The 23,834-nt window shown below is 42.0% G+C and carries 19 protein-coding genes and 1 pseudogene; 15 read left to right on the top strand and 5 right to left on the bottom strand.

Features of this window, described 5'->3' with window-relative positions; all coding sequences use genetic code 11:
* The 5 genes from BLU33_RS13250 (at position 1) to BLU33_RS13230 (ending at position 6,628) form a co-directional block, all read left to right on the top strand.
* The gene (locus tag BLU33_RS13250) at positions 1-1,662 is read left to right on the top strand and encodes a RagB/SusD family nutrient uptake outer membrane protein (RefSeq protein WP_091373548.1); all 1,662 of its coding nucleotides are present in this window, start codon (positions 1-3) and stop codon (positions 1,660-1,662) included.
* A 9-nt stretch (positions 1,663-1,671) separates the two neighbouring features.
* Complete coding sequence (locus BLU33_RS13245) at positions 1,672-2,883, top strand: IPT/TIG domain-containing protein (protein ID WP_091373543.1); 1,212 nt, start codon at positions 1,672-1,674, stop codon at positions 2,881-2,883.
* 139 nt (positions 2,884-3,022) lie between these two features.
* Positions 3,023-4,732, top strand: a complete 1,710-nt coding sequence (locus BLU33_RS13240) for an alpha-L-arabinofuranosidase (protein ID WP_232009272.1) — start codon at positions 3,023-3,025, stop codon at positions 4,730-4,732.
* A 157-nt stretch (positions 4,733-4,889) separates the two neighbouring features.
* Positions 4,890-5,717, top strand: a complete 828-nt coding sequence (purU, locus tag BLU33_RS13235; protein WP_091373538.1) for a formyltetrahydrofolate deformylase — start codon at positions 4,890-4,892, stop codon at positions 5,715-5,717.
* Positions 5,718-5,848: 131 nt separating this feature from the next.
* On the top strand, positions 5,849-6,628 hold the full coding sequence (locus BLU33_RS13230) for an RMD1 family protein (RefSeq protein WP_091373536.1): 780 nt from the start codon (positions 5,849-5,851) through the stop codon (positions 6,626-6,628).
* Between the two features lie 17 nt (positions 6,629-6,645).
* On the opposite strand, the gene BLU33_RS13225 is transcribed toward BLU33_RS13230, so the two are convergent.
* From BLU33_RS13225 to BLU33_RS13205, 5 genes are all read right to left on the bottom strand, one after another.
* Positions 6,646-7,923, bottom strand: a complete 1,278-nt coding sequence (locus BLU33_RS13225) for a metallophosphoesterase family protein (protein ID WP_091373533.1) — start codon at positions 7,921-7,923, stop codon at positions 6,646-6,648.
* A 12-nt stretch (positions 7,924-7,935) separates the two neighbouring features.
* Entirely contained in the window at positions 7,936-10,269 is a 2,334-nt protein-coding gene (locus BLU33_RS13220) for a GMC family oxidoreductase N-terminal domain-containing protein (RefSeq protein ID WP_091373530.1), read from the bottom strand.
* Positions 10,270-10,324: 55 nt separating this feature from the next.
* Positions 10,325-11,215: an acetoacetate decarboxylase family protein gene (locus tag BLU33_RS13215; protein ID WP_091373527.1), complete on the bottom strand. Its 891-nt coding sequence runs from the start codon at positions 11,213-11,215 to the stop codon at positions 10,325-10,327.
* 10 nt (positions 11,216-11,225) lie between these two features.
* Complete coding sequence (locus BLU33_RS13210; protein WP_091373524.1) at positions 11,226-12,233, bottom strand: alpha/beta hydrolase family protein; 1,008 nt, start codon at positions 12,231-12,233, stop codon at positions 11,226-11,228.
* A 480-nt stretch (positions 12,234-12,713) separates the two neighbouring features.
* Positions 12,714-13,604, bottom strand: coding sequence for a hydroxypyruvate isomerase family protein (locus tag BLU33_RS13205; RefSeq protein WP_091373521.1), 891 nt, complete (start codon positions 13,602-13,604; stop codon positions 12,714-12,716).
* Between the two features lie 208 nt (positions 13,605-13,812).
* Between BLU33_RS13205 and BLU33_RS13200 the strand changes: the two genes are divergently transcribed.
* The 10 genes and pseudogenes from BLU33_RS13200 (at position 13,813) to BLU33_RS13155 (ending at position 23,834) form a co-directional block, all read left to right on the top strand.
* Entirely contained in the window at positions 13,813-14,964 is a 1,152-nt protein-coding gene (locus tag BLU33_RS13200; RefSeq protein ID WP_091373517.1) for a permease, read from the top strand.
* Positions 14,965-14,992: 28 nt separating this feature from the next.
* A complete protein-coding gene (locus tag BLU33_RS13195; RefSeq protein WP_091373514.1) occupies positions 14,993-15,556 on the top strand; it encodes a helix-turn-helix domain-containing protein in 564 nt (187 codons plus the stop codon).
* Positions 15,557-15,587: 31 nt separating this feature from the next.
* Positions 15,588-16,103: a DUF3347 domain-containing protein gene (locus tag BLU33_RS13190; RefSeq protein ID WP_091373511.1), complete on the top strand. Its 516-nt coding sequence runs from the start codon at positions 15,588-15,590 to the stop codon at positions 16,101-16,103.
* 44 nt (positions 16,104-16,147) lie between these two features.
* Positions 16,148-16,525 (top strand): HYC_CC_PP family protein, encoded by a 378-nt coding sequence (locus BLU33_RS13185; RefSeq protein ID WP_091373508.1) that lies wholly within the window; start codon positions 16,148-16,150, stop codon positions 16,523-16,525.
* A gap of 139 nt (positions 16,526-16,664) precedes the next feature.
* Positions 16,665-16,916 (top strand): heavy metal-binding domain-containing protein, encoded by a 252-nt coding sequence (locus tag BLU33_RS13180; RefSeq protein ID WP_091373504.1) that lies wholly within the window; start codon positions 16,665-16,667, stop codon positions 16,914-16,916.
* Between the two features lie 54 nt (positions 16,917-16,970).
* A complete protein-coding gene (locus BLU33_RS13175; protein WP_091373501.1) occupies positions 16,971-18,245 on the top strand; it encodes an efflux RND transporter permease subunit in 1,275 nt (424 codons plus the stop codon).
* A pseudogene (locus BLU33_RS13170) lies at positions 18,242-20,135 on the top strand (efflux RND transporter permease subunit). Before BLU33_RS13175 ends, BLU33_RS13170 begins: the two are co-directional and overlap by 4 nt.
* Positions 20,136-20,139: 4 nt before the next feature.
* Positions 20,140-21,378, top strand: a complete 1,239-nt coding sequence (locus tag BLU33_RS13165) for a TolC family protein (RefSeq protein ID WP_091373496.1) — start codon at positions 20,140-20,142, stop codon at positions 21,376-21,378.
* Complete coding sequence (locus BLU33_RS13160) at positions 21,365-22,624, top strand: HlyD family efflux transporter periplasmic adaptor subunit (protein ID WP_172829251.1); 1,260 nt, start codon at positions 21,365-21,367, stop codon at positions 22,622-22,624. Before BLU33_RS13165 ends, BLU33_RS13160 begins: the two co-directional genes overlap by 14 nt.
* Positions 22,617-23,834, top strand: a complete 1,218-nt coding sequence (locus tag BLU33_RS13155) for an efflux RND transporter periplasmic adaptor subunit (protein ID WP_091373488.1) — start codon at positions 22,617-22,619, stop codon at positions 23,832-23,834. The genes BLU33_RS13160 and BLU33_RS13155 overlap by 8 nt, the downstream gene beginning before the upstream one ends.

The following is a 23,834-nucleotide window of genomic DNA, read 5'->3' as shown; positions in this document are numbered from 1 at the left end:
ATGAAAACAAATATAAAATATTTAATCGGCGCCGCGTTGATGAGCATTTTTGCTGTCACAGGCTGTAAAAAGGATTTCTTTAACCGCCCGCCCGAAAGTGCCATAACGCTCGATAACTTTTATCAAACAGATGCACAGGTAGCAGCCAGCACCAATGGCCTTTACAACTCGGTGTGGTTCAGTTATGCCGCTAAAGCAGGTTGGGCAGTATGCGAAATGACAAGTGGAAACGGGCGCAGCTATTCAAGCGACGTATCTGATTTTGGGCAGTTCACGGTAACTAACCTGAATACACAAAACGGAGCTGCATGGGCCTCATTATGGACAGTGGTTGAGCAATCGAACGCTTTGATCAATTACATGCCTGCCAAGGTAGCATCAACTGTTACCAAATCGGTAGTGAATAACGCGCTTGGCGAAGCGCATTTTATGCGTGCAATGGGCTATTTTCATATTGTCAGGTTATGGGGAGCTGTTCCTATAATTGAAAATGGAAGCGATTTTCTAGGTAATTTCCAGGTTCCCAGAAACAACATTGCTGACGTGTACAAGTTCATTATCAATGATCTGAAATTTGCCGAAGCTAATTGTACAGCAATGATCAGGACAGGTTCAACAACCCAGGGCCATGTATCAAGCGGATCGGCATCAGCTATGCTTGCAAAAGTTTACTTGTACATGCAGGATTATACCGATGCACTTGCTGAAGCTCAAAAGGTAATACAAAGCGGCGAGTTTAAATTATATGGGATAGACATTGCTGGCAAAACCTATAATGATTTATACAAAACCGCTAATAATAACAACGAAGAAAGTATTTGCCAGATACAATGGGCCGGTGGGGCATCATATGGCCACGGAAACCCGCAACAGGCTTCCTTAGCTTACAGTACCGTTATTACTGGTACTGGAGACGGTTATGCCGTGCTTGGGCCAACACCCGATCTGCAAAATGCATATGAAGCGGGCGATGCCCGTTTGCACGGTACATTAATGGAAGCCGGTGATTTTTATCCTGAACTTGATGCAGCATCTGGCGGGTACACTGTTCCGGCTACTGTTGATGCACAAGGCGGCGATGGTGCTATAAAAAAATATGTGGTTGGTACGCCTGCTGATAACGGTGGTATTGGTGCAGCTCAGTCTGCAGCCAATAATACCTATTTAATGCGTTACGCCGAGGTTTATTTAATAGCGGCTGAAGCTATAATGGGTAACAATACTACCTCAACAGATCCAAATGCGCTGGGTTATATCAACACCATCAGAAAGAGGGCAAACCTGGCACCTATCACGGAAATCAATAGAAATCATACTGTACAAAACCCTAATTATGATGCGACATACAACCCTACAGTTCCAACAACTATAGTAAGGGATGATATTCTGGCTGAAAGAAGGATCGAGTTTGCTATTGAAAATGACTACTGGTATGACCTTGGCCGTTTGGACGGATGGAATGGTATCCTTACCAATCAGCATCCAAAAGCTATTACCATCATCAGCCAGCAGGAGAGGGGTACTTATGCAAGTGATCGCAAAACTATTTATCACCAGGCATATACGCCAAGTAATGCAGATTTCCAGCTGCCTATACCAGCCACAGAAACCACCAGCGATCCTAAATTATTAGACGCACCAGTACCTTACGTATTTAAATAATTTAAAGACATGAAACAGATGAATATAAAATCAATTATACTTTACCTGGTACTGGCCGCTTCGGCAGTATTTAGTATAGCATCTTGTAAAAAAAGCGGGGAAGGTAATGGCGCACCTGTTATAACACGTGTGCGCACCGTATATAAAAGTGTTACTGATTCAAATGTTGTTCACCAGATCACACTTGATTCAAGCAGTACATATAACCAGGCTGGTGTTACTGCCTTTGATTCAACAACTACCGATGGCCAAATAGGTACGCTATATGCCATAATAGGTGAAAATTTGAATACTACCACCGCGGTATACTTAAATGGTGTTTCCATCTATTTTAACCCGGCATATCTGTCAAATACCACTATGCAGATCACCATACCATCAAATGTACCTTACAGTAGCAGTACTACCAGCAATGTGCTTACAGTGGTTAACCCGCATGGCAGGGCCAATTTTAATTTTATAATTGAGCAGCCCCAACCAATCATTACAACAGCTGATCAGTTGGCCGGTAATCCGGGGGATGTTATTACGCTCACCGGAACTACATTTAACGGATTATCAGGCGTATCTTTTGGTGCCATACCCGCTACAGTAGTTTCAAGCTCACCTACCGAAATAAAAGTTAAAGTGCCATCAGGAGTTACAGCCGGGCGTATCCTGGTTACTACTGTGGCTACAAAAGGCGGTGGTGTTGGAACCGGGCCGTTGTTATCAGCAGGTACAAGTGAATTAAGTAATAATGTATCAGCGAGTCACCAGGCCAACGGCGTATTTGGTTTCAGTACACCAATATTTGAAGATCAGTTTGAAAGCGGCTGGTATGATTACGGCTGGAGTAACTCCCCAACTATTGATCAAACCGTAGCTAAAAGAGGTACATCATCTATAAAAGTAGCCTATGGTGGCGGTTATGATGCCTTTGTACTCGGGCCAAGCAATAACGCTCCCGTAGGGCCTTATACTGCATTTAAATTTTCAATATATGGCGGTAAAGGTACCAACGGCAAGCTTGTTCGCGTTTCGCTTAACTATAATTTTAATGTTTCTGTTCAAATTATACTTACTGAAGGCGCGTGGACTGATTATATCATCCCTATAGCAAATTTGGTTGATTCGAACAATCCTTTGCCATCATCAATAAGCGCTATAATTTTCCAGGAGTTTAGCGGAAATGCCAGCGTATTTAATATAGATGATATTGGTTTGGTTGATGTAAAATAATAAATAACAGTAAGTTAATGGGTTAATATGGCCGCCACCGTGGGTTTCGGTGGTGGCTTTTTTCTAAAAAAAAACAGAATATATGCAGATGATGACGAGGACAGTTAGCGCGATAATGTTTATTGCGTTGATAGCGATAATGGCATGCAAAAAAAGTAACAATAATACGGGTACAACGACGACCACTACAACTACCGATCAGGGTAATGGCGGGGCAATCGGTCCAATTACGTCGCCCACTGATCCGTCAGTTGCGGCAACACAGGGATTTTTTTTGAATGATTGGCAGGCCAGAACTTTTACTGCACCATCTACACAGGCTGCTGCCAAGCCATCGGCAACAACATCAATTACGGTAACAGCCGATTATAGCCAGGTAGTATCAAAAGTTTCAAAGTATATGTTTGGTAATAATATTAATCCATTTACCGGGCAATATACAGGTGCCGGGGTTGTTACCGATATAACCAATCTTTCGCCCAACATAATAAGGGCGCCGGGTGGGAGTTTATCTGACGTTTATTTCTGGAATTCCCCATCAGGCGGGCACCCGGCAGATGTTCCTGCCCAATTATTAAATGCTGATGGAACACCCAACACCACTACCGGGTATTGGAGCGGACAGGTTACCGATAGCTGGTCGCTTAGCCTTGATAATTATTATAGCCTATTACAAAAAACAAAAAGCACCGGCATAATTACTGTTAACTATGCTTATGCCCGTTATGGTACCGGGCCAACCCCTGTGCAAACTGCCGCGCATTTGGCAGCGCAATGGGTTAGGTATGATAAAGGTCGTACCAAATTTTGGGAAATTGGTAACGAGTGCTATGGTAACTGGGAAGCATGTTACCGTATTGATGTAACCAAAAATCAGGATGGGCAGCCCGCAATACTTACCGGGGCATTATACGGGCAACAGTTTTTAGTTTTTGCAGACTCTATGCGGAATGCGGCTGCTCAGATAGGCGCCACCATACAAATAGGCGCAGTATTGCATGAAACTCCAGATGCGAATAACGCAGAGGGAGTGAGCAATTGGAACCCCGGAGTACTTGGCGCAATTGGTAACGCGGCTGATTTTTTCATCGTGCATAATTATTATACAAATTATAATGAAAACTCGAGCGCGTTAACCATTTTTAATACGGCAGCGGCATCATCATCAACATTAATGAATTTTGTGAAAACTTCTATTCAAACAGCTGGTGTAACACAAAAACCAATCGCTTTAACGGAGTGGAATATTTTTTCAACCGGATCGCAGCAGCAAATATCAAATGTTGCGGGTGTACACGCGGTAATGGTATTGGGCGAAACAATCAAAGACCAATATGGTGAAGCCAGCCGCTGGGACCTGGCGAATGGCTGGAGCACCACATCTCCTGGCGATGACCAGGGGCTATTTAGTTACGGACAGCCAAACGTTACGGATTTTACGCCGCGCCCGGCGTTTTACTACATGTACTATTTCCAGAAATTTTTTGGTGATAGGATGATCAGCTCATCAGTTTCGGGCAGCTCAAGTATAGTTAGTTATGCTTCCTCATTCAGCTCAGGGCAAGCAGGGGTAGTAGTAGTGAATACTAGCGAAAGTGATGCGACTGTAAATGTGAGCTTTAAAAACTATTATACGGGCAGTAACTATTATTACTACACACTGCATGGCGGTACCGATAATGGCGATTTCTCGGGCCAGGTATTGGTGAACGGTAATGGCCCGTCAATAAATTATGGTGGCCCGAGCAGTTATGCATCCCTGGCTGCATACTCAACAAGTACAAGCGGAGGTATAAAAGTTACTGTACCCGCAAGGGGAGTAGTGTTTTTAGTGGTCGATAAAAAATAATGGGTTAAATAAATGTGTATGAGCAGGAGGGGAGTTAGTAAAATAACTGCCCTTTTTTTATGATAATATTCCTGAATTATTAGATAAAAATTGAACAGCTAAATACATCGTTTTAATAAATAGCAGTTTATATATTTACAGCTTTCTTATTCATCACATGATAATAGTTATTCAGTGCAAAGACCAGGTTGGCCTGGTTGCATCCATCTCAGCAATCCTGGCGAAACATCAGCTTAATATTATTTCCATGCGCGAACATGTGGACAAGGTAGAAAACATGTTCTTTATGCGCCTTAATATTGATGATGGGAAGGATGAACTATTGCTTGAAAACTATATTAAAGAGGTATTGCCGCCAGATGCAATTGTATCCATAAACCCCAAACCCAGCAAAAAGGTAGTGGTTATGGTAAGTAAGGAATACCATTGCCTGGCTGATATATTGATCCGTAATTATTTCGGCACCTTTGGCGCTACCGTGCAATGTGTAATCGGTAACCATGCCATATTACAAGGCATATGCGAGCGTTTTGATATGCCATATTACACCGTTTCGCATGAAAATATCAGCAAACCTGAATTTGAGGAAAAGGTAGCCGCGATAATTGACCAATATAACCCTGATTATATTGTATTGGCGAAATTCATGCGCATACTTTCCCCGGCAATAGTTGCAAAGTTTTCCATGCGCATCATTAATATACATCATTCGTTTTTGCCCGCATTCATCGGTTCAAACCCGTACAGGCAGGCTTTTGAGCGTGGTGTTAAGCTGATAGGGGCAACCGCGCATTTTGTTTCAGATGAACTGGATGAGGGCCCTATCATTGCGCAGCAGATCATCCCGGTAAACCATTCCTTTACCGCTGCAGATATGGTACAGGCCGGTAAAGAAATTGAAACCGCCGTATTAGCCAAAGCGCTAAAGCTTGTGTTTGAAGACCGGGTATTTGTTTACAAAAACAAAACAGTGGTATTTGAATAACAGGATAGGACATTAAATTCCGTATTAACCGTTTGTGACGAATAGGTTTCGTAACTTTATAGTAATACCGCTTATTTATTATTGCAATTAGTATTGCGTAACAATGCGAGGTATTACTACAACCTAATAATATGTTACAACAAGTTTTATCATATCAGGTGGCTGATGGCATTGACATAAAAATGCTGAAGTCTGTTTTTAAGTCGGAATTATATTTTAGCGATACGGATGAGTTGTTTTATATTACCGGCGACGGGCAATATATCTACGTGTTTAAATATGGCGTAGTTTGCTTTTTAAATTATGATGCGGTTAAGATCTCAGAGTTTTTAAGGCTGATATCGCCCTATTGCAAAAATAAATTTGAGCAGAGTTTGGAAGAGGAATTTAAGATATTGACAAATGCCGGAAGAAATAAGATAGGTTTTAACTCAATTGAGATCATCGGGCATGATATTGAAGTGTTGCGTTTAATTATGCTGAATGTTTCACAATCCGTAGCACTTGATTATTACCATGAGCAAACCACCAAACTCATGGAAGAAACAAACTATCATACCCAGATATTGGAAACAAACGGTCGCTTAAATATATCGGGCACCAGTCTCAAAAAATACATCGGCCGAACACTTTTGTTAAAAAACCGTATCGCCGAAAACCTTTATATATTCGATTCACCTCCCGAAACCTGGGAGGATGAGAACCTTAATAAAATCCACAACGATCTGAAACGCACCTTCGACCTTAAAGAAAGGTTCAGGAACATTCAGGAGGGATTAAATATTATAAAAGATAACTACGAACTTTTCAGGGATCTGCTACAATACAGGAATAGTTACCGGCTTGAGCTGATCGTTATCATCCTGATTTTGATGGAGGTGCTCAATATTTTCGCACAGAAACTATTTTAAGTTATTCTTGCCCTCATTTATTTCACAGCGTCAGTCCAGGGTTTATTGTCAACCGTTTTTAAAGCTGTTGAATCGGGTACATCAATTGATCCTTTAATATCCCCGGTTGTGGTATCTGCCGTCCATAATTCGGAAAAAAGCTTTCCATTTACATCAAAATAACCGATCTCCAACTGGTTGTTTTGTAAAGTAAGAACCGTATATCCATTATATCCCAGTGGATAGGTATCGCTTCCCGGTTGTGGCCTCGTATCAACCATTACCAGTTTTGAGTTGCCGTGACTGTTGCTATTACGTTCAAATGTATTCAGCTCAATAGGCATACCGCCATGCCCTATACATCTTCCATAGGCTGTTATGCCGCCGTTTACCTGTGCTTTTTCATATATGGAAAATTTGTGCTCATGCCCCCAGATCCATACAACCGGGCGGGTTTTACCAATGAGTTTGGCCAATTGCTCAGCAGGTACCAGGTATTCACCTTCGTCCTTAAAAGCGGTGATATATTGCTGATGGGTTAGGATGAGTAAGCCTCTTTTGTCATTTGCATCATTCAGTTTCAGATCTTCATAAAGCCATTGTATCAGTTTTTTGTCGAAATGGGAGTCTGGCCCACATCCTGGCAGCAATTCTATAATAGGTATTTTACCTATGGAGTAGTACCCGGTATCTAAACCCAATATTCGCCAATGTTCATTTTCAAGACAGAAAAACCCTGCTTTCTGCCCTGCATAATTTCCTGTTTCATCTTTTATACCCAAAGTGGGCAACAGCTTCTTGAAAAATGCGATCCCCCTGGCATACATTTCATGATTACCTAAAAGCGCGAAACTGCCTTTACTACCCCTTACCCAGGGTGAGCCGGGTTTGGTAAAGTTCTGTTCAATTTCATGGGGAGCGCCCACATAGTAAGTATCGCCTAAATGGATGGTATAATCGGGGTTATGTTCCTCCATTTTACGGGCTACATCAAAAGATTGTGTAGTGTCAGTGCCCCAATCGGCAACAATGGCAATAGTTACCGTATCGGTATCTGTTGGTTTGATGTTGTAAATGCCTTTATCTGTACCGGTATAAGTTGGGTATGGGTAATTGCGCCCCAGTCGGCTCGAAAAATAATAATAAAACCAGGTCCAAAGCCTTTTTGCAAGGAAGTCACCGATCTTATTGGCAGGTGTTTCGTATTTTGATTTTTTAGTTTCCGTACGCAGATGGTTTAATAGCGGACTATGCGTCATATCAAAATAATCATCCTGCGTACGATTGGGTTGTTTATTTATATCTTGTTGTTCCATTAACGGTTTCGATTAAAAGAATTTCTTGAAATAGGTGTCAATAAGCTCTTCGCTAAAAAACTTTGAGAATGGTTCCATCGCTTTTAGGCTTTCCATCATACTGCTGGTATTCACTGTTTTCATGGTAGTCATTTGCGTTGCGAAGTCCTGCGCGGCTATCTTTAAAATACCTTTTCCTAATACATTGTTTTTGGCTTCATCCTCATAAACTGTTGTATAAAGTACGGTCGTATCATTCCAAAGATCAAACGGAGAATTGCCATCAACCTTTTTATATCCGTAAAAATAAAATTGCTTGCCATCATGCGTATTAAGCGTCATATTATATTTCATTTTCAGATGTTCGGGATTGTCGGCATCTTTTACAAAGAGGTTAAACAGGCCATCGCTTACAGTTAATGGCTTGTCTGACAAAGCAGGGGCAACCACGGTTCCGCTCATATAGCCTTTATGTTCAGGATCGGCAACGAAAATGTCCATGCTTTCTGTTTGGATGGTGAGCGTAAATAATATAGGGGAGCAATGCTGTTCGCCAGCTGTATAACCCACCTCAAAATCATCTTTTTCGCCTACACTGAAAAAGCCTTTCATGGTTTCAGTAAACTGAACTGCCGGTGCTGGAATGGTTAAATTGGAAACCACAGGAGGAAAATCATAAGTCGTTTCAAGACCCATGTTTTTTATGATAATGTTACAGGCGCGTTCAGCAACTGCTGAAATGGTGAATAATGGATTTGTGCCCAGTGGCAGCGGGATTATAGAGCCATCCAACACATATAAGCCTGCATGTGTTGCCTGCCCATCTGTGCCTGAAAATACGTTGCCGATATCATTGGTTACGCCCTGTGTGGCATCTTCGGCCATGCTGCAACCACCGAGCGGGTGTACGGTTACTAATTCATAATCTAATGCCTTTTCCCATACCAGATCCTTAATAAATACGCCCCCTAAAGCTTCGGTTGCATCGGTCATGGCTTGGCTTACTTTCTGGAAAATAGCCTCCTTGCCAACACCGGGCCAGTTAATGGAAAAGTATCCATTATTTAAACTCATTACACCGCTGCAATCATCATGCGTCATAATCAAATAGGTTTGTGTATGGCTGGTAGCGCCATGGTAGGGTCCACTGATGAGGCTTTTAGCCTCTTCGCCGCAATCTCTTAGCCAGTTAGAAAAAACTCCTGTAGTATTATGCCCAATTGTAGCTGATAACGACATCAGGGCTAAATTCAGCATGGAAACAATAGGAGCGGGCACACTTCCTTCTTCAAAGGTCATCCCATCATCCAGTACGGGTTGATTACGCATATCAATAACGCTGGTAATACACGGGCCGACAGGTTCATATTTGTCGTCGTTCCACAAAGTGCCTAAGCCCATACCATTAATGGGTTCTTCGCAGTTATAGGCAAAGCCCAAAACATCGCCATTACCTGTAAAATGATCTCCTAATTTTGATGAAACTGACAAACCGTTTTGTTTTGACCGCAATAAAATCTCTGTACTGCCCAATGCGCCACCGGCAATTATTACGTTAGCCGAGCGTACAAACATTAGCGGCGCTTTAAATTTATCCCTGTCGTTACCAAAAACATCAAAATAGGTAATCCAGTTATTGGCCGACTGTTCAACATGATCAACATTAATATTACAGAATATTTCGGCCCCGTTGTTTACGGCGTCGGGTAAGTAATTCATAATTAGGGTGTTCTTGGCAAAATGATTGCATCCGGTAACACAATCGCCGCAATTAACACATTGGTTTTGCTGAACGCCAACGTGGTTAATGCCTGTTTTAAATGATACATTGATATCTGTATAATAAAAAGGCTGGTTCATTTTTTCTGCGGATATCTGCATAGCCTTTGATTTGGCCAACTCGGGATAACCGGGTGTGTTTGCCGGATAAGCAGATGGTTTTAGCATATCCCATGCCTTGTTATAGCCATCCTGTAAGCTAGCCATATCATTCCTTATTGCCGATGGCCACCTATCATCCAGAAACACACGGTCCTCCGGTTTAATAACCACGCCTGCGTTAACCTGCGAAGTACCGCCCAGTCCGCAGCCTTTAAATACAGATATACCTTGTCCAACATGGATATCATACAGACCATTTTTATCGGCTTTACTAATGTCGGTGTTTAATTGCATCTCACCTTCGGCTTCCATTAAGGTAACCGGGTATTCGCCCGGCTGAAATTCCTTACCCTTTTCAAGCAGACAAACTTTCAGCCCCGCCCGCGAAAAGCGACTTGCCGCTATGCTTCCGCCGTAGCCGCTGCCTATAATTACTACGTCATAAAAGGGTTTAAGATCAGTGATGGATTTAGATAATTTTCTCATATAGATTGTTTTTATCAGGATAGGTCGTTTAATAAATTCATAATAGTTTAGAGATTTATATCTTAAATTGCTGGTAATCGGTGATGCTCGGTGCGGGCAGCCAGTCTTCACTCAAACCCATGTTTATCACGCTTGCAAAGCCTTCGGGTGTTACTTTTTGAGGTTTATCTTTATAGGTGATAAACCAGCACTCAAAATGATCGTCGAGCACACCATTGGCATGCGGCATAAATGCAGTAAAAAGCGGGCTGCTTTCAATTCCCAAATCACGCATATAGCCGGTACGTTTATGATCCCCGATAAATAAACTGCCTTTGGCGTTTTTACCCATTCTTATACCTGCTTTAGCTTTGAAATAGATGTTAGATGCCATCAGCATATTGCGAAAATGACTATAGTTTACTGAGCCCACATTCAGCGGAAAATTACATTTAGCCGGTTTATCAATCTCTATCCTGAAAGCGAAGTGGCCATTCAGCTCATATTGGGCCGATACTTTATCATCAGTGATAATAAAATCAAGACTGGCCTTATGCTTAGGCATTCCCCATATGCCTTTGCCGCCTTTAACTGATATTTCGCTGCTTACAGGGAGTTCAAGTATATATTGCCCGGTGTTGTAGTGACTGGTAAATAAAGCAGGTAGCATTCTGGGCGCTGGTTTTGGGCCCCTGGTACAGGCAATGCCTATGCTATATTCGATATATTTACCTATGTTGGTATGCAGGTAATTTATTACGGTAACCATAAATATGGCTTTGCCATTATGGTACTTTACCGCGTGCAGCTCGTTACCGGGCAGTAAGGCGTTTGCCTTATCGTAATCGCATAAAAAAGCAGCCATTAATGCAGGTGAATTTTCGGTGGCTACCGGCATTTTAAAGGGCACATCATCAACCAATGCATAACGGCCGGTATAGTTCTTAATTCTATCAGGTATTCCCATGGTAATTGGTTTAGTTGTTTAATTCATAGATCATTGCCGGAAAAATGTCTTTATAAGCATCCTTTCCCATAAAAATATCCAGGTGACTGTAGGTGTCATAAACATATAGCTTGTGATAGTTGGGGCGATACGCGTTGAAATAGTTATAAGTATTTACCTGGCTTTCATAGGAAAAACATTTATTAAGCCTTCCGGCGAAAAAGGCAAAGCGTGCCTGTGTTGCCGGTTTTTCAGAAGCATAATTGATCTTACCATCTGCCGATACCAGCGCGCCTGCTGCTATACATTTGGTAATATGATCGAAAAACGACATCGGCACATAGCCAAATTCTCCCCGTATCCAGTTTTTAGTTGTGTTCGATAGATTATCCAGTTCCCATAAGGCAGGGTGACCCACACCATAGGTAAAACTTACAAACTTGCCTACATCGGTATCGTTTTCCCAGTGCGTTAATTTTACAATCGAGCGGAATAGTTTTGCCTTGAAATCAGGAGCGTCATCTCCCCAATGAGGGTTAAGATAGCTGGTCATGAGTTTAACCACCGGAACCAAACTATTCAACTTAAACTGTGAAGCATCCGATACCACCGGGTGTAGCGAAACCGCGTTGCTTACAATAGTAGTAACCTGCGGCACCAGCCCCTTTAATACAGAGATCATAAAGCTTGTTGAGCCCTGGCAATGGATAATAGCCTTTATTGTGGCATAACCTGTAAGCCTGCATATCTCCTGGACGGCAGCTGGATGGTCGTTATCGGCAACTATTTCCAGGTTCCATTGGTTGGGAGTACAGAGCATACTACCCCGCCAGTTCTCTAGCCAAACATCATAGCCATCTTCGGATAGAGAATCCAGTATGTTTTTGTCATTAGGGGCATTAAATATATTGCTTTTTACACCCGCCCCATGCACCAATAATACAGGGCCTTTGGGTGTTGGCCTGTCGGTTTTTAATCGCCACAGATTGCATTTAAAACCGTCAAATGAAGTAAATGGGTATAGGTCGAACTGGTGCACGGTAAAACAATTTAAAATCAGTAAATAATTTCAATTCTTTAAAAGCAGTACAGTAAATTATATTATACGAGGTAGTTTATATTAAAGGTTGTGATGGTCTGGTAATTTACACGGGCATAAATTTCAATAATTACAACTGATAAGTTGCTTATTATTAGCCCATTTATTTAAAAGTAGATATTATTTTGATAATATACCAATAGTATAAATTTTAATAATAATTAAATGTAGAGCAATGGGAAGGGAAGTGTCTTTTTTAGAGTAAAAAATGAATTAAAAAAGAAATAGCGGCATGTCGGCGAGTTTGACTCACCCCGACTTCGCTGCGCTGGTCGCCCCTCTCTACGTTAAAGCGTAAAGAGGGTGGAAAAATAAATGAATGAGCTCGCCCTCTTTACCGTTTACGGCAGAGAGGGCAGGTCGAGCGGCTGAGCGAAGACCGGGTGAGTCGACTATTGAAGCGGTAAGGAAAACAGGCCTTTACACATCACATATCAGTATCCCTTGTTTTAAGGAAGCCAATTTATCTGCGTGTTTAGGAATAAACTCCTGGGCAACATAGCCTTTGAAGCCTGTTGCCACAATTGCTTTCATTACCGCCGGGTAAAATAGCTCCTGTGTTTCGTCTATCTCGTTTCTGCCGGGTACGCCGCCGGTGTGGTAATGGGCAATATATTCGTGGTTATCAGTTATGGTCCTGATCACATCGCCCTCATCAATCTGCATGTGGTATATGTCGTACAATAACCTGAAGTTATCTGAGCCCACACGTTTAACCAGTTCAACACCCCACGCTGTCCTGTCGCATTGGTAATCCTTATGATTAACTTTACTGTTGAGCAGTTCCATAACCAATATTACACCGTGCTTTTCGGCCAGCGGCATTAATTGTTTTAAGCCCTCTGCGCAATTATTCCAACCTGTTTCATCGCTTTTACCACGGCGGCTTCCACTAAAGCATATCAGGTTTTTATAGCCGGCTTTACCCACCAGCGGTATCATTTCCGAATAATTTTTGATGAGTGTTTCATGAAAAGTTTTATCATTAAAACCATCAGTCAAATTTATCTCCGCACCATTGCACATGGCTGAATAGAGGCCATATTGCTGTAAGGTAGGCCATTCTTTTGGTCCAACAAGATCAATAGATTTAATGCCCATATCTTTAGCTGCAGCGCAAAGCTGGTCGAGCGGTATATCGGCATAGCACCATCTGCAAACGGAGTGGTTTATATTACCTTTTAACTTATTATTCATTGTGTTAATTTTTGTAGGTTCAGCAAAAGAGGCTAGCACACCCGATGCGCCTATTGCCGCAGTACCTGCAATCATATTCCGTATAGCCGACCGGCGGCCTTGATTTGTAGCCATTGTTGAAATGTGTTAAATGTTCAGCTCTATTTACTTACCAAGTGATTGAATTATCGGATAAGCAAAATCGCATCGTTATAATTGATCTTCTGTATAAACAAATCTAATGAAACAATTATAATATCATAATCCTATAAATTAAATACGTTAAACTGTAAATTTAAAAAGCAGGGCTGGGGTAATTTTGTATTACAATAAATGAATTTATATGAGCGTAATAACAAACATTTTAACCGAATTGGCTTTTATGGTTTGGGATATATACTGGGGGCTTGCATTAGGGTTTATTCTGTCATCATTAATAAGGGCATTTGTATCTACCGAAAGTATTTCAGCACGTTTGGGTAAGGACTCGATAGCCGCTTTGGGTCTTTCTACTCTTTTCGGTGCCATATCTTCTTCCTGTTCTTATGCCGCGGCATCAATGGCGCGTACACTGATGATAAAAGGTTCTACATGGTCAAACGCGGTAGCATTTATGGTGGCCAGCACCAATTTAGTCTTCGAAATATTTATCGTTATAGTATCACTATTAGGCTGGGCATTTTTTGGTGGCGAAGTAATAGGTGGGCTATTTTTTATTATCATTTCCGCTATACTCATCAGCAGGTTCTTTCCATCAAAAGTAAAGGAAGAAGCTAAAGAAAATATAGCCGCATCCGAAGGCAAAACGTCTGATGATCCGCATGCGCATCATCACATGGAAACCAAAAGTTCCTGCTGCCAGCATGATATGAAAATGGATAAAAAAGACGATCATGCAGACAAATCGAATCTGTTCTCCAAACTAAAAACTGCCAGCGGTCATTATTATATGGATGTAACCATGGTGGGTAAGGATATACTTATCGGACTTGTAGTAGCTTCCATTTTAATGGTTTTAGTGCCTGATGCTTTCTGGAAAGGTTTATTTTTAACCGGGAACAGTTCACTGCCGCATTTTGTAGTATTAAGCTGGAACGCGATAGTAGGGATAGTAATTGCCATTTTTGCCTTTGTTTGTTCAGTAGGTAATATTGTAATGGCTGCTGTATTGTGGAAAGGTGGGATATCATTTGGCGGGGTTATCGCATTTATATTGTCTGATCTGGTTACTATTCCTATGCTGATGGTATTCCGTAAATATTATGGCAATAAAACTATGTGGTATTTATTAGGTATACTGGTAGTTAGCATTTTCGCCACCTCATTGTTTTTGGATTATTCGTTTGCCGCTTTGCATTGGATACCAAAATCATCTGCCAGTGGAATGCAAATGGCTACTGAACATTTTGAATGGAACTATCAAACCTGGCTAAACCTGTTCTTTATACCTGTTTCTGTCATCTATTTTTATTGGGGACGTAAAAGCATGAAATAAGCGCTAATTTTGCGCAAATAATTTGCTAATGCTGATACATATAAAAAACATGGTGTGCGACCGCTGTAAAATGATTGTAGGGCAGCAATTGGAAAGCCTGGGTTTTACGGTTAAACTCGTTGCCTTAGGGCAGGCCGAGGTCACACCCGAACCAACTGAGGAGCAATTGCAAATGATTGCAGCAAACCTGAAAGTTTCGGGCTTTGAGCTGATTAGTAAGGAGATGGATAAAACGGTTGAGGCTATTAAAAATGTGGTTGTTGAACTGGTACATCATTCAGATCTGTCGGAAATTAAGGTTTCTTATTCAGACCTGATCGCCAGTAAATTAGGAAAGGATTATGCACATTTGAGCCGTTTATTCTCCAATTCGCAGGATACAACTATTGAGCGGTTTATAATTGGGCAAAAGGTGGAAAAAATAAAAGAGCTATTGGAATACGGTGAACTAAACCTGAATGAGATAGCTTACCAGATGGGCTACAGCAGCAGCGCGCATTTATCGGCCCAGTTTAAAAGTATAACCGGGTTAACGCCCAGTCAGTATAAAACAAATAAATTTAAGAGCCGTAAATCGCTCGACAGACTATAAATTAATAATACCCGTTAAATAATTAAAACGCATGAAAACTACCAGATCCATATTTATTGCACTATTATTATTGATACCCTTTTCAACAGTAATAGCGCAGAGCGTAACAGCAAACACTGCAATTAATAATGTGCTCACAGCCTACTATGGTGTTAAAGACGCATTAGCTGGCGACAATAGCAGCGCCGCACAAAGTAAAGCAAAAGAGCTATTTACTGCGGTTAACGCTGTACCAATGGACAAGCTAAACCCTGATCAACATAAAATATGGATGGCTTATACTGATAAGCTCCAGTTTGATAGCAGGCACATTAGCGAAAGTACTGCCATTGACCATCAACGCGAGCACTTTACCAGCCTCTCAAAAAATATGTATGAGGTGATAAAAGGTTTAAAATTGAATAGCACCGTAGTATATCAACAATATTGCCCTATGAAGAAAGCTACCTGGCTAAGCGAATCAACAGCCATTAAAAATCCATATTTAGGTAAAAAAATGCTGGATTGCGGCAGAACTACTGCTACTTTAAACCCGGTAAGTAAATAAGTAGCTATTTGTAATTTAAAAATTCAATATCTTCGTATTATTATATGAAACGTACCACACTCATTTTATTAACGGTTATATATCTGCTATCCTGTGTGGGTATGGGTATAAACCGTTTTTATTGCTGTGGTAAACTGGCTTCAGTTACGTTAACTTATGGCGAGGATAACTCCAGTAAACAAGTTGATAAGAACAAATGCTGTCGTCACGAAAAACAAAGCTTAAAGATAAACGACAACCACTTTAACAGTACCGCATTATCTTTAAGCCATCCCGCACCCGCGATAGTTCCATCTTTTATCAGCCTGAACAATGAAGCCGTTGTTAGCCTGTTACACACCAAAATAGTATACAAGGGAAATGCCCCACCGGGACATTCAATTATACCCGTATATACCCTCAATTGTACCTACAGAATCTGATCTGTATTTTCCTGCATTAGCCTTTACGGTCTGTAAACGGCTATCATTCAAGTTGAATCCATCATCTTAATTTATAATCAAGGCATAGGGCTTTTATGGGTCTGATGCTATTTATCCATTTTTTAATTTTTCAATAAACATGAAAAAAGTAACCTTAATGGCTATTGCCATTCTTTTTGCAGGCACAAGTGTGTTCGCTGCTCATTCAACAAATTTGGTAACCGATACCGCTAAAACTAAAAAAGCAAAAGTTGCAAAGGTGCAATATACCTGCCCAATGCACCATGATGTTTTGAGCGATAAACCCGGCAAATGCCCTAAGCCAAACTGTAGTATGACCTTAGTAAAGGTTGATCCTGCCAAGAAAAAACCAGCAGCAATGAAAATGTAAAATCATTTAAGTCCGCTCGGCAATTGGCGGAGCGGACTTAATAAAACTTTTAAGATGATTAATCAACTTATTACCCTGTCGTTAAAAAACAGGTATATCGTTTTGCTTATCGCAGTTGCCCTGTTTGGATGGGGCGCTTATGCGGTCAAGGAAAACCCCATTGATGCCATACCCGACCTGTCGGATAATCAGGTGATCGTTTTCACCGAATGGCAGGGCCGCAGTCCGCAGATTATGGAAGACCAGGTGACTTACCCGCTGGTGAGCAACCTGCAAGGTATCCCCAAAGTAAAAGCCATCAGGGCTACATCCATGTTTGGGATGAGCTTTGTATATATAGTTTTTGAGGATAATACCGATGTATACTGGGCGCGCAGCCGTGTATTGGAACGACTGAACTATGCGCAGCGATTATTACCCGAAGGTATTACCCCGACTTTAGGCCCCGACGGTACAGGCGTAGGTCATATCCTCTGGTACACCTTAAATGCCAAAGGGATAGACCTTGGTGAACAGCGTGCCTTACAGGATTGGTACGTAAAGCTTGGCCTGCAAACCGTGCCGGGTGTGAGTGAGGTAGCCTCATTCGGTGGTTTTGAAAAACAATACCAGATCAATGTTGATCCGCACAAGCTCAATTACTATAACATCCCCTTATCACAGGTTTTAAAGGCCGTAAAAAGCAATAACAATGATGTAGGCGGCCGCAAGTTTGAGATGAACGGTACGGGCTACATAGTTCGCGGACTAGGCTATATCAAATCTTTACAAGATGTAGAGAATATCCCCATCGGCGTAAACAATACCATACCGGTAACTATAAAGGATATAGGTACTGTGCAAATGGGCGGCGATGAACGACTGGGCATATTTGATGAGAACGGCGAAGGGGAGGCGGTTGGCGGTATTGTAGTGATGCGCTATGGTGAGAATGCTGATAAAGTGATCCACGCGGTAAAGGACAAGATGAATGACATTCAAAGGGGCCTGCCGCCCGGAGTTACCTTTAAAATAGCTTATGATCGCAGTGAATTGATTGAGAGCGCGGTGAACTCCGTAAAGCATACGCTGATTGAGGAAATGATAACGGTATCCATTATCGTGATTCTGTTCCTGTTTAGCTGGCGCAGCGCTTTGAGTATTATTATCCAGATCCCTATTACCATCGCCGCCAGCTTTATATTGCTGAATGCCTTTGGTATCAGCTCAAATATTATGTCATTAACCGGTATCGCGTTAGCCATTGGGGTTATTGTAGATAACGGTATTGTGATGGTTGAAAACTCGCACCGGAACTTATCCATCGCGCAACAAAAAGAAAAATCATGACCACAGCAGAAAGAATAAAAATTATAGAAGCATCCTGCAAGCAGGTGGGCCGTGGCGTGTTTTTTTCAACGCTGATTATTGTCGCCTCATTCCTCCCGGTATTTTTACTGGAAGGGCAGGAAGGCAAGCTATTCGGCCCCCTGGCGTGGACAAAAACGTTCATCCTCGCCATTGATGCCATTTTAGCGGTAACGCTGGCCCCTGTGCTGATCTCGTTTTTTCTGAAAGGGAAACTTAGGACCGATGACCGTAACCCATTAACCCGTGGACTGGAAAAGATCTACCGCCCCATACTTAACTGGTGTGTTACCTGGCGCAAAACAACATTGACTATTAATATCGTTGCCTTGCTTATCAGCATACCGCTCTTATTAAGCTTAGGCAGTGAGTTTATGCCGCCGCTTGATGAAGGTACCATCCTGTTTATGCCGGTTACTATGCCGGATATTTCCAATTCTGAAGCCAAGCAATTGCTGCAGGTGCAGGACAGGATCATTAAAAGTGTGCCCGAAGTAGCCAATGTGTTAGGTAAGGCCGGCCGGGCAAATACGGCTACCGATAATTCACCCATCAGCATGGTGGAAACTATCATCCTGCTAAAACCACGGAGCGAATGGCGCAAGGGGCTTAAAAAGGAAGATATTGTTAATGAGCTCAACGCCAAACTGCAAATCCCCGGCGTAGTAAACGGCTGGACGCAACCTATTATTAATCGCATCAACATGCTGTCAACAGGTATCCGTACCGATGTGGGTTTAAAGATCTACGGGCAGAATCTGGATACTATCTATGCCTTATCTAACCAAATGAAACAGGCTTTACAAGGCGTAAATGGGGTGAAGGATCTGTATGTCGACCCGATAACCGGCGGTAAATATCTGGATATACAGATAAACAAAGATGCTATTGGCCGCTACGGTTTGAGTGTTGATGATGTGAACGAGGTTGTTGAAAGCACTTTAGGCGGTATGAATCTCACAACTACAATTGAAGGCCGCAGGCGTTTCAGCGTGAATTTGCGTTTGGCCCAGGATTACCGGAATAACCTTGACGAGATCAAACGTACTTTAGTTCAAACGCCATCATTTGGCCCTGTTCCGCTATCATCTGTGGCAGATATTAAGATAAGCGATGGCCCAGCCATGATACAATCAGAAAATGCCTTATTGCGGGGTACAGTGCTATTTAATGTGCGCGACCGTGATCTGGGCAGCACAGTTAAAGAAGCGCAGGACAGGCTGAACAGTATGGTAAAAACGTTACCCAAAGGTTATTATGTAGAGTGGAGCGGCCAGTATGAAAACCTGATCCGCGCACAGCATACCTTAAAGCTGATTTTGCCCATTGTTTTGGTCATTATATTCACCTGCCTGTATTTCGCTTTTAAATCTATTCGGGAAGCATTTTTTAGTTTGATCTCGATACCGTTCGCGCTCATTGGCGGGGCTTATATGGTGTATTTCTTCGGAGTACACTTATCGGTTGCAGTAGCGGTTGGGTTTATTGCCTTGTTTGGCATAGCGGTGGAAACGGGTATAGTTATGGTGATCTACCTGAACGATGCCATGCAGCAGTTAGTCGCGCTGAAAGGAAACTCAAAGGAAACCATTACCCGTGAAGACCTGCGTATTTACGTGATGAACGGCGCCGTAAAACGTCTGCGCCCCAAATTAATGACCGTTTGTGTGGCGTTATTTGGTCTGGTGCCGGTATTATGGTCGACAGGTACAGGAAGTGATGTTATGCTGCCGATTGTACTGCCGATGATAGGGGGGGTATTAACTTCTTCAACCCATATTTTACTGGTTACGCCACTCATTTTTTTAATGGTGAAAGAATACGAGCTAAAAAAAATATGGCAAGCTTGAAGTATTGGATGTAAAGGAATAAGAACATGAAAACGAAATATCAATTTATATATATAGCGCTCATTAGCATTAGTTTTATAACTCATGCAAAAGGGCAGGTTCAACGCTTGCCGCTGGATAGTGTTATAGCCCGTGTTACCGCTAACCCGGCATTGCAGGCTTATGACGCCCGCATCAGCGCGCAGAATGCCTATGCTACGGGGGCAAAAAATCTGGATGCGCCAAAGATCAGCGCCGGGCAATACCAGGTGCCTTATCAGTTTAGTCCGAATATGGGTTCATTTATGATTAGTGGTGAGCAGATGTTCACCAACCCGGCAAAACTCAAAGCAAAGCAGGAATATATGCAGGGGGTATCGAAAGTAACCTCGGAAGACAAGAATTACCAGAAGAATCAACTCATCGCGCAAGCAAAACAATATTATTATGAAAGGGTGGTGTTGGAAAAGAAACTGGCTTTACTGCAAAACACGCAAAAGCTGCTGGAATATATGCTGAAGGACGCCAACATCCGCCTTACCTATGGCAAGGAAAAATTAAGCAATATTTATAAAGCCAAAGCTGAACTGTATGCGCTGGATAACAGTCGTGAGCAGCTGAACGATGATATCAGTCAAAAAAATATCATGTTGAATACGCTGATGAATCGGGATAAGCAAACCGCTTTTATAGTTGATACCAATTATGTTTTAAAGGATTACGAAATAGCCTTAACAGATACGGCCGCGCTGGCAAATCAGCGCAGTGATATTAAGGGTATTAACCGAAACATAGAGCTGCAACAGTTAAATGCTCAAATGGAGTACAGTAAACGTAAACCCGATTTTGGTATACAGGCAGCGCACATGATAAGTTATGGGGGCTCTGCTAATCAATATGTATTAATGGCTTCGGTTACTATACCTATTGTTCCCTGGGCATCAAAAGAATACAAGGCCAATTTGAAAGGCATCCGCTACGAAGTTGAAGAATTGCAGCAGAAAAGGATGGATGTGCTTAACCAGGCCGAAGGTCAATTGGCAGGTTTAAAAGCGGATATGAACAGCAAGAAAAGGCAGATCAATAACTATCAGCATAATATAATACCGGCATTACAAAATGGCTATAAAACGGCATTGCTGGCCTATGATCAAAATACCGGCGACCTGCCATCGGTATTGGATGGCATTAAAGACCTGCAAGCCGCCCGTATGGAGGCATTAGACCGTTTACAGGAAGTATTAACCCTACAGGTAACTTATGAAAAAGAAAATGAAAAGTATTAAAGGTATTTCGATAGCGCTTTTCGCCATTGCTATACTGATAAGTGCTTGTAACAACCATAAACAGGCAACTGTTACATCGGCACAAATAAACACTAATGCTAAATACACCTGCCCCATGCATCCGCAAATACTGGAAGACCACCCAGGCAGCTGCCCAATTTGCGGGATGACACTGGTTAAAAAATCAGGCCAAGCGAGTGAGGGTTCGGGCATTAGTTTAAGTACGGTTTTGCAGCCCGTTAATTCGTTGGTGATATCATCGGTTAACGCTATTACACCTGAGCAAAAGGAAGTACCTACATCAATTTCAGCTCAAGGTTATCTGGATTTTGATACCCGCACATTTAATAATATCGCATCACGTTTTTCGGGGCGGATAGAAAAGCTATATATCAAATATGCTTTTCAAGAGATCCATCGGGGTGAACGTATTTTTGATATTTATAGTCCGGATATGGTTACCGCCCAGCAGGATCTCATCTATCTCACCAAAAACTCCCCGCAGGAAACCGGCTTAATTAATGCCGCCCGTCAAAAACTATTGTTATTGGGCATGACATCGACCCAGGTAAACCAGGTGGTTAAAACAGGCAATGCCTATTATAGCTTACCGGTTTATAGTCCGTATGAAGGCCATGTGCATGATATGCCGCATAGCCAGATGGATGGGGCTACAAATGAACAATCCTCATCAGATTTTTCCAATAATCTGCCGCTGGCAATTAAGGAAGGTATGTATGTTCAGCAGGGGCAAACCTTGTTTAATGTGGTTGATCCTCACATGCTTTGGGCTATTATTAAGGTTGACAGATCGGCTGTTTCAACACTAAAATTAAATCAGCAGGTTACAATCACACTGCCTGATATGCCCGGCAAGGTAATCAATGCAAAGGTGAATTTTATTGAACCAACCTTGCGCGATGGCGATAAAACAACAAGCATCAGGGTGTATATTGATAACATGGATCATGAGCTGAAAGTAAACAGCCTTGTAAAAGCTGAGATCCAAACCGGGCAAACAGGTGGTTTGTGGATACCCCGCTCGGCAGTGATTGACCTGGGACGAACACAAATTGTTTGGCTTAAAAATGGGCCTGTATTTCAAGCGCACCAGGTAGGTACAGGTGTTATTAATGGGAGTGAGATACAGATCACTAAGGGATTAGTAGTGACTGATAGCCTGGCATCAAACGCTCAATATTTAACCGACAGTGAAAGCTTTATTAAAACAAAAGGCAATGAATAAGATAAAAATATTGGCATTGCTGCTTCTGCTTGGCTTTGCAGCATGTAAACAAAAGCCACAAACTACAGCAGCGGCTAAAACTCAAAACAAGTTTTACTATACCTGCTCTATGCACCCCCAAATACATGAAGATCATCCGGGTAATTGTCCTATCTGTGGCATGAAGCTCATTAAAGTTGAATTAACTGGAATGAGTGGTATGACTGCAAATAAGATTACGCTGACAGCAACTCAATTACAGCTAGCCGGTATTCAAACAGATACGGTACGGGAAGAAAATGTAGGTGCTGAAAAAACACTCACCGGAACGGTAACCACCGATGAAAACACCGCACAGGAATTGAGCGCGAGAATTGCCGGGCGCATACAGCAATTATTTGTGCGTGCTATAGGTGAAAAAATATCAATAGGGCAACCTGTTTACTCTATTTATAGTGAAGACCTGCAGGAAGCAGAAAAGGAATATTTGCTGGCAAAACAGCAGCAAAAAGTACTGCATAATCCCGATGTAGATTACCAGCAATTGATCAGCTCTGCTGAACATAAATTACAATTATGGGGCTTATCACCGGCACAAATAAAGGCTTTAGCAACTTCGGGCAAAGTATCTACTACTACAACCGTACTAAGCAAGGTAACTGGCACCGTTAACGAGATAGCGGTTCATGAGGGAGATTATGTTACCGAAGGTATGTCGATCCTGAAAACGCAGGCATTAAACAATTTATGGGTACAGGCACAGTTATATGCCAATGAAACCGCAAATTATAAAGAAAATGACCGTGTAAGTGTTTCGTTTCCTGATCTGGGTAACCAGGTTATTAATGGCAAAGTTGAGTTTGTTAATCCTGAGCTGTCTGAGGCGTCAAAAGTGAATTTGATAAGGATCAGTATACCTAATCCACAGGGATTGATACAGCCCGGAATGCTGGCTTATATTTCTATAAATAACGGCAATAACCATACTTTGGCGGTACCAGCTTCGGCTGTTTTAACTGATGGCAATGGCAGCAAAGTATGGGTGAAAAATTCAGATGGCAGCTTTTCATCAAAAATGATAAAACCCGGTAATGGCAATCAAAACTATGTGTCAGTTATTTCAGGTTTAAACGTCGGGGATATTGTAGTTACCAACGGCGCCTACCTGTTGAATAGCGAAGCTATATTTAAGAATGGGAATGATAAAAGTATGGGTGGAATGAAGATGTAA

This window comes from Mucilaginibacter mallensis, assembly GCF_900105165.1.
GTDB lineage: Bacteria > Bacteroidota > Bacteroidia > Sphingobacteriales > Sphingobacteriaceae > Mucilaginibacter > Mucilaginibacter mallensis.
This window is presented reverse-complemented; position numbering and strand designations above follow the sequence as displayed.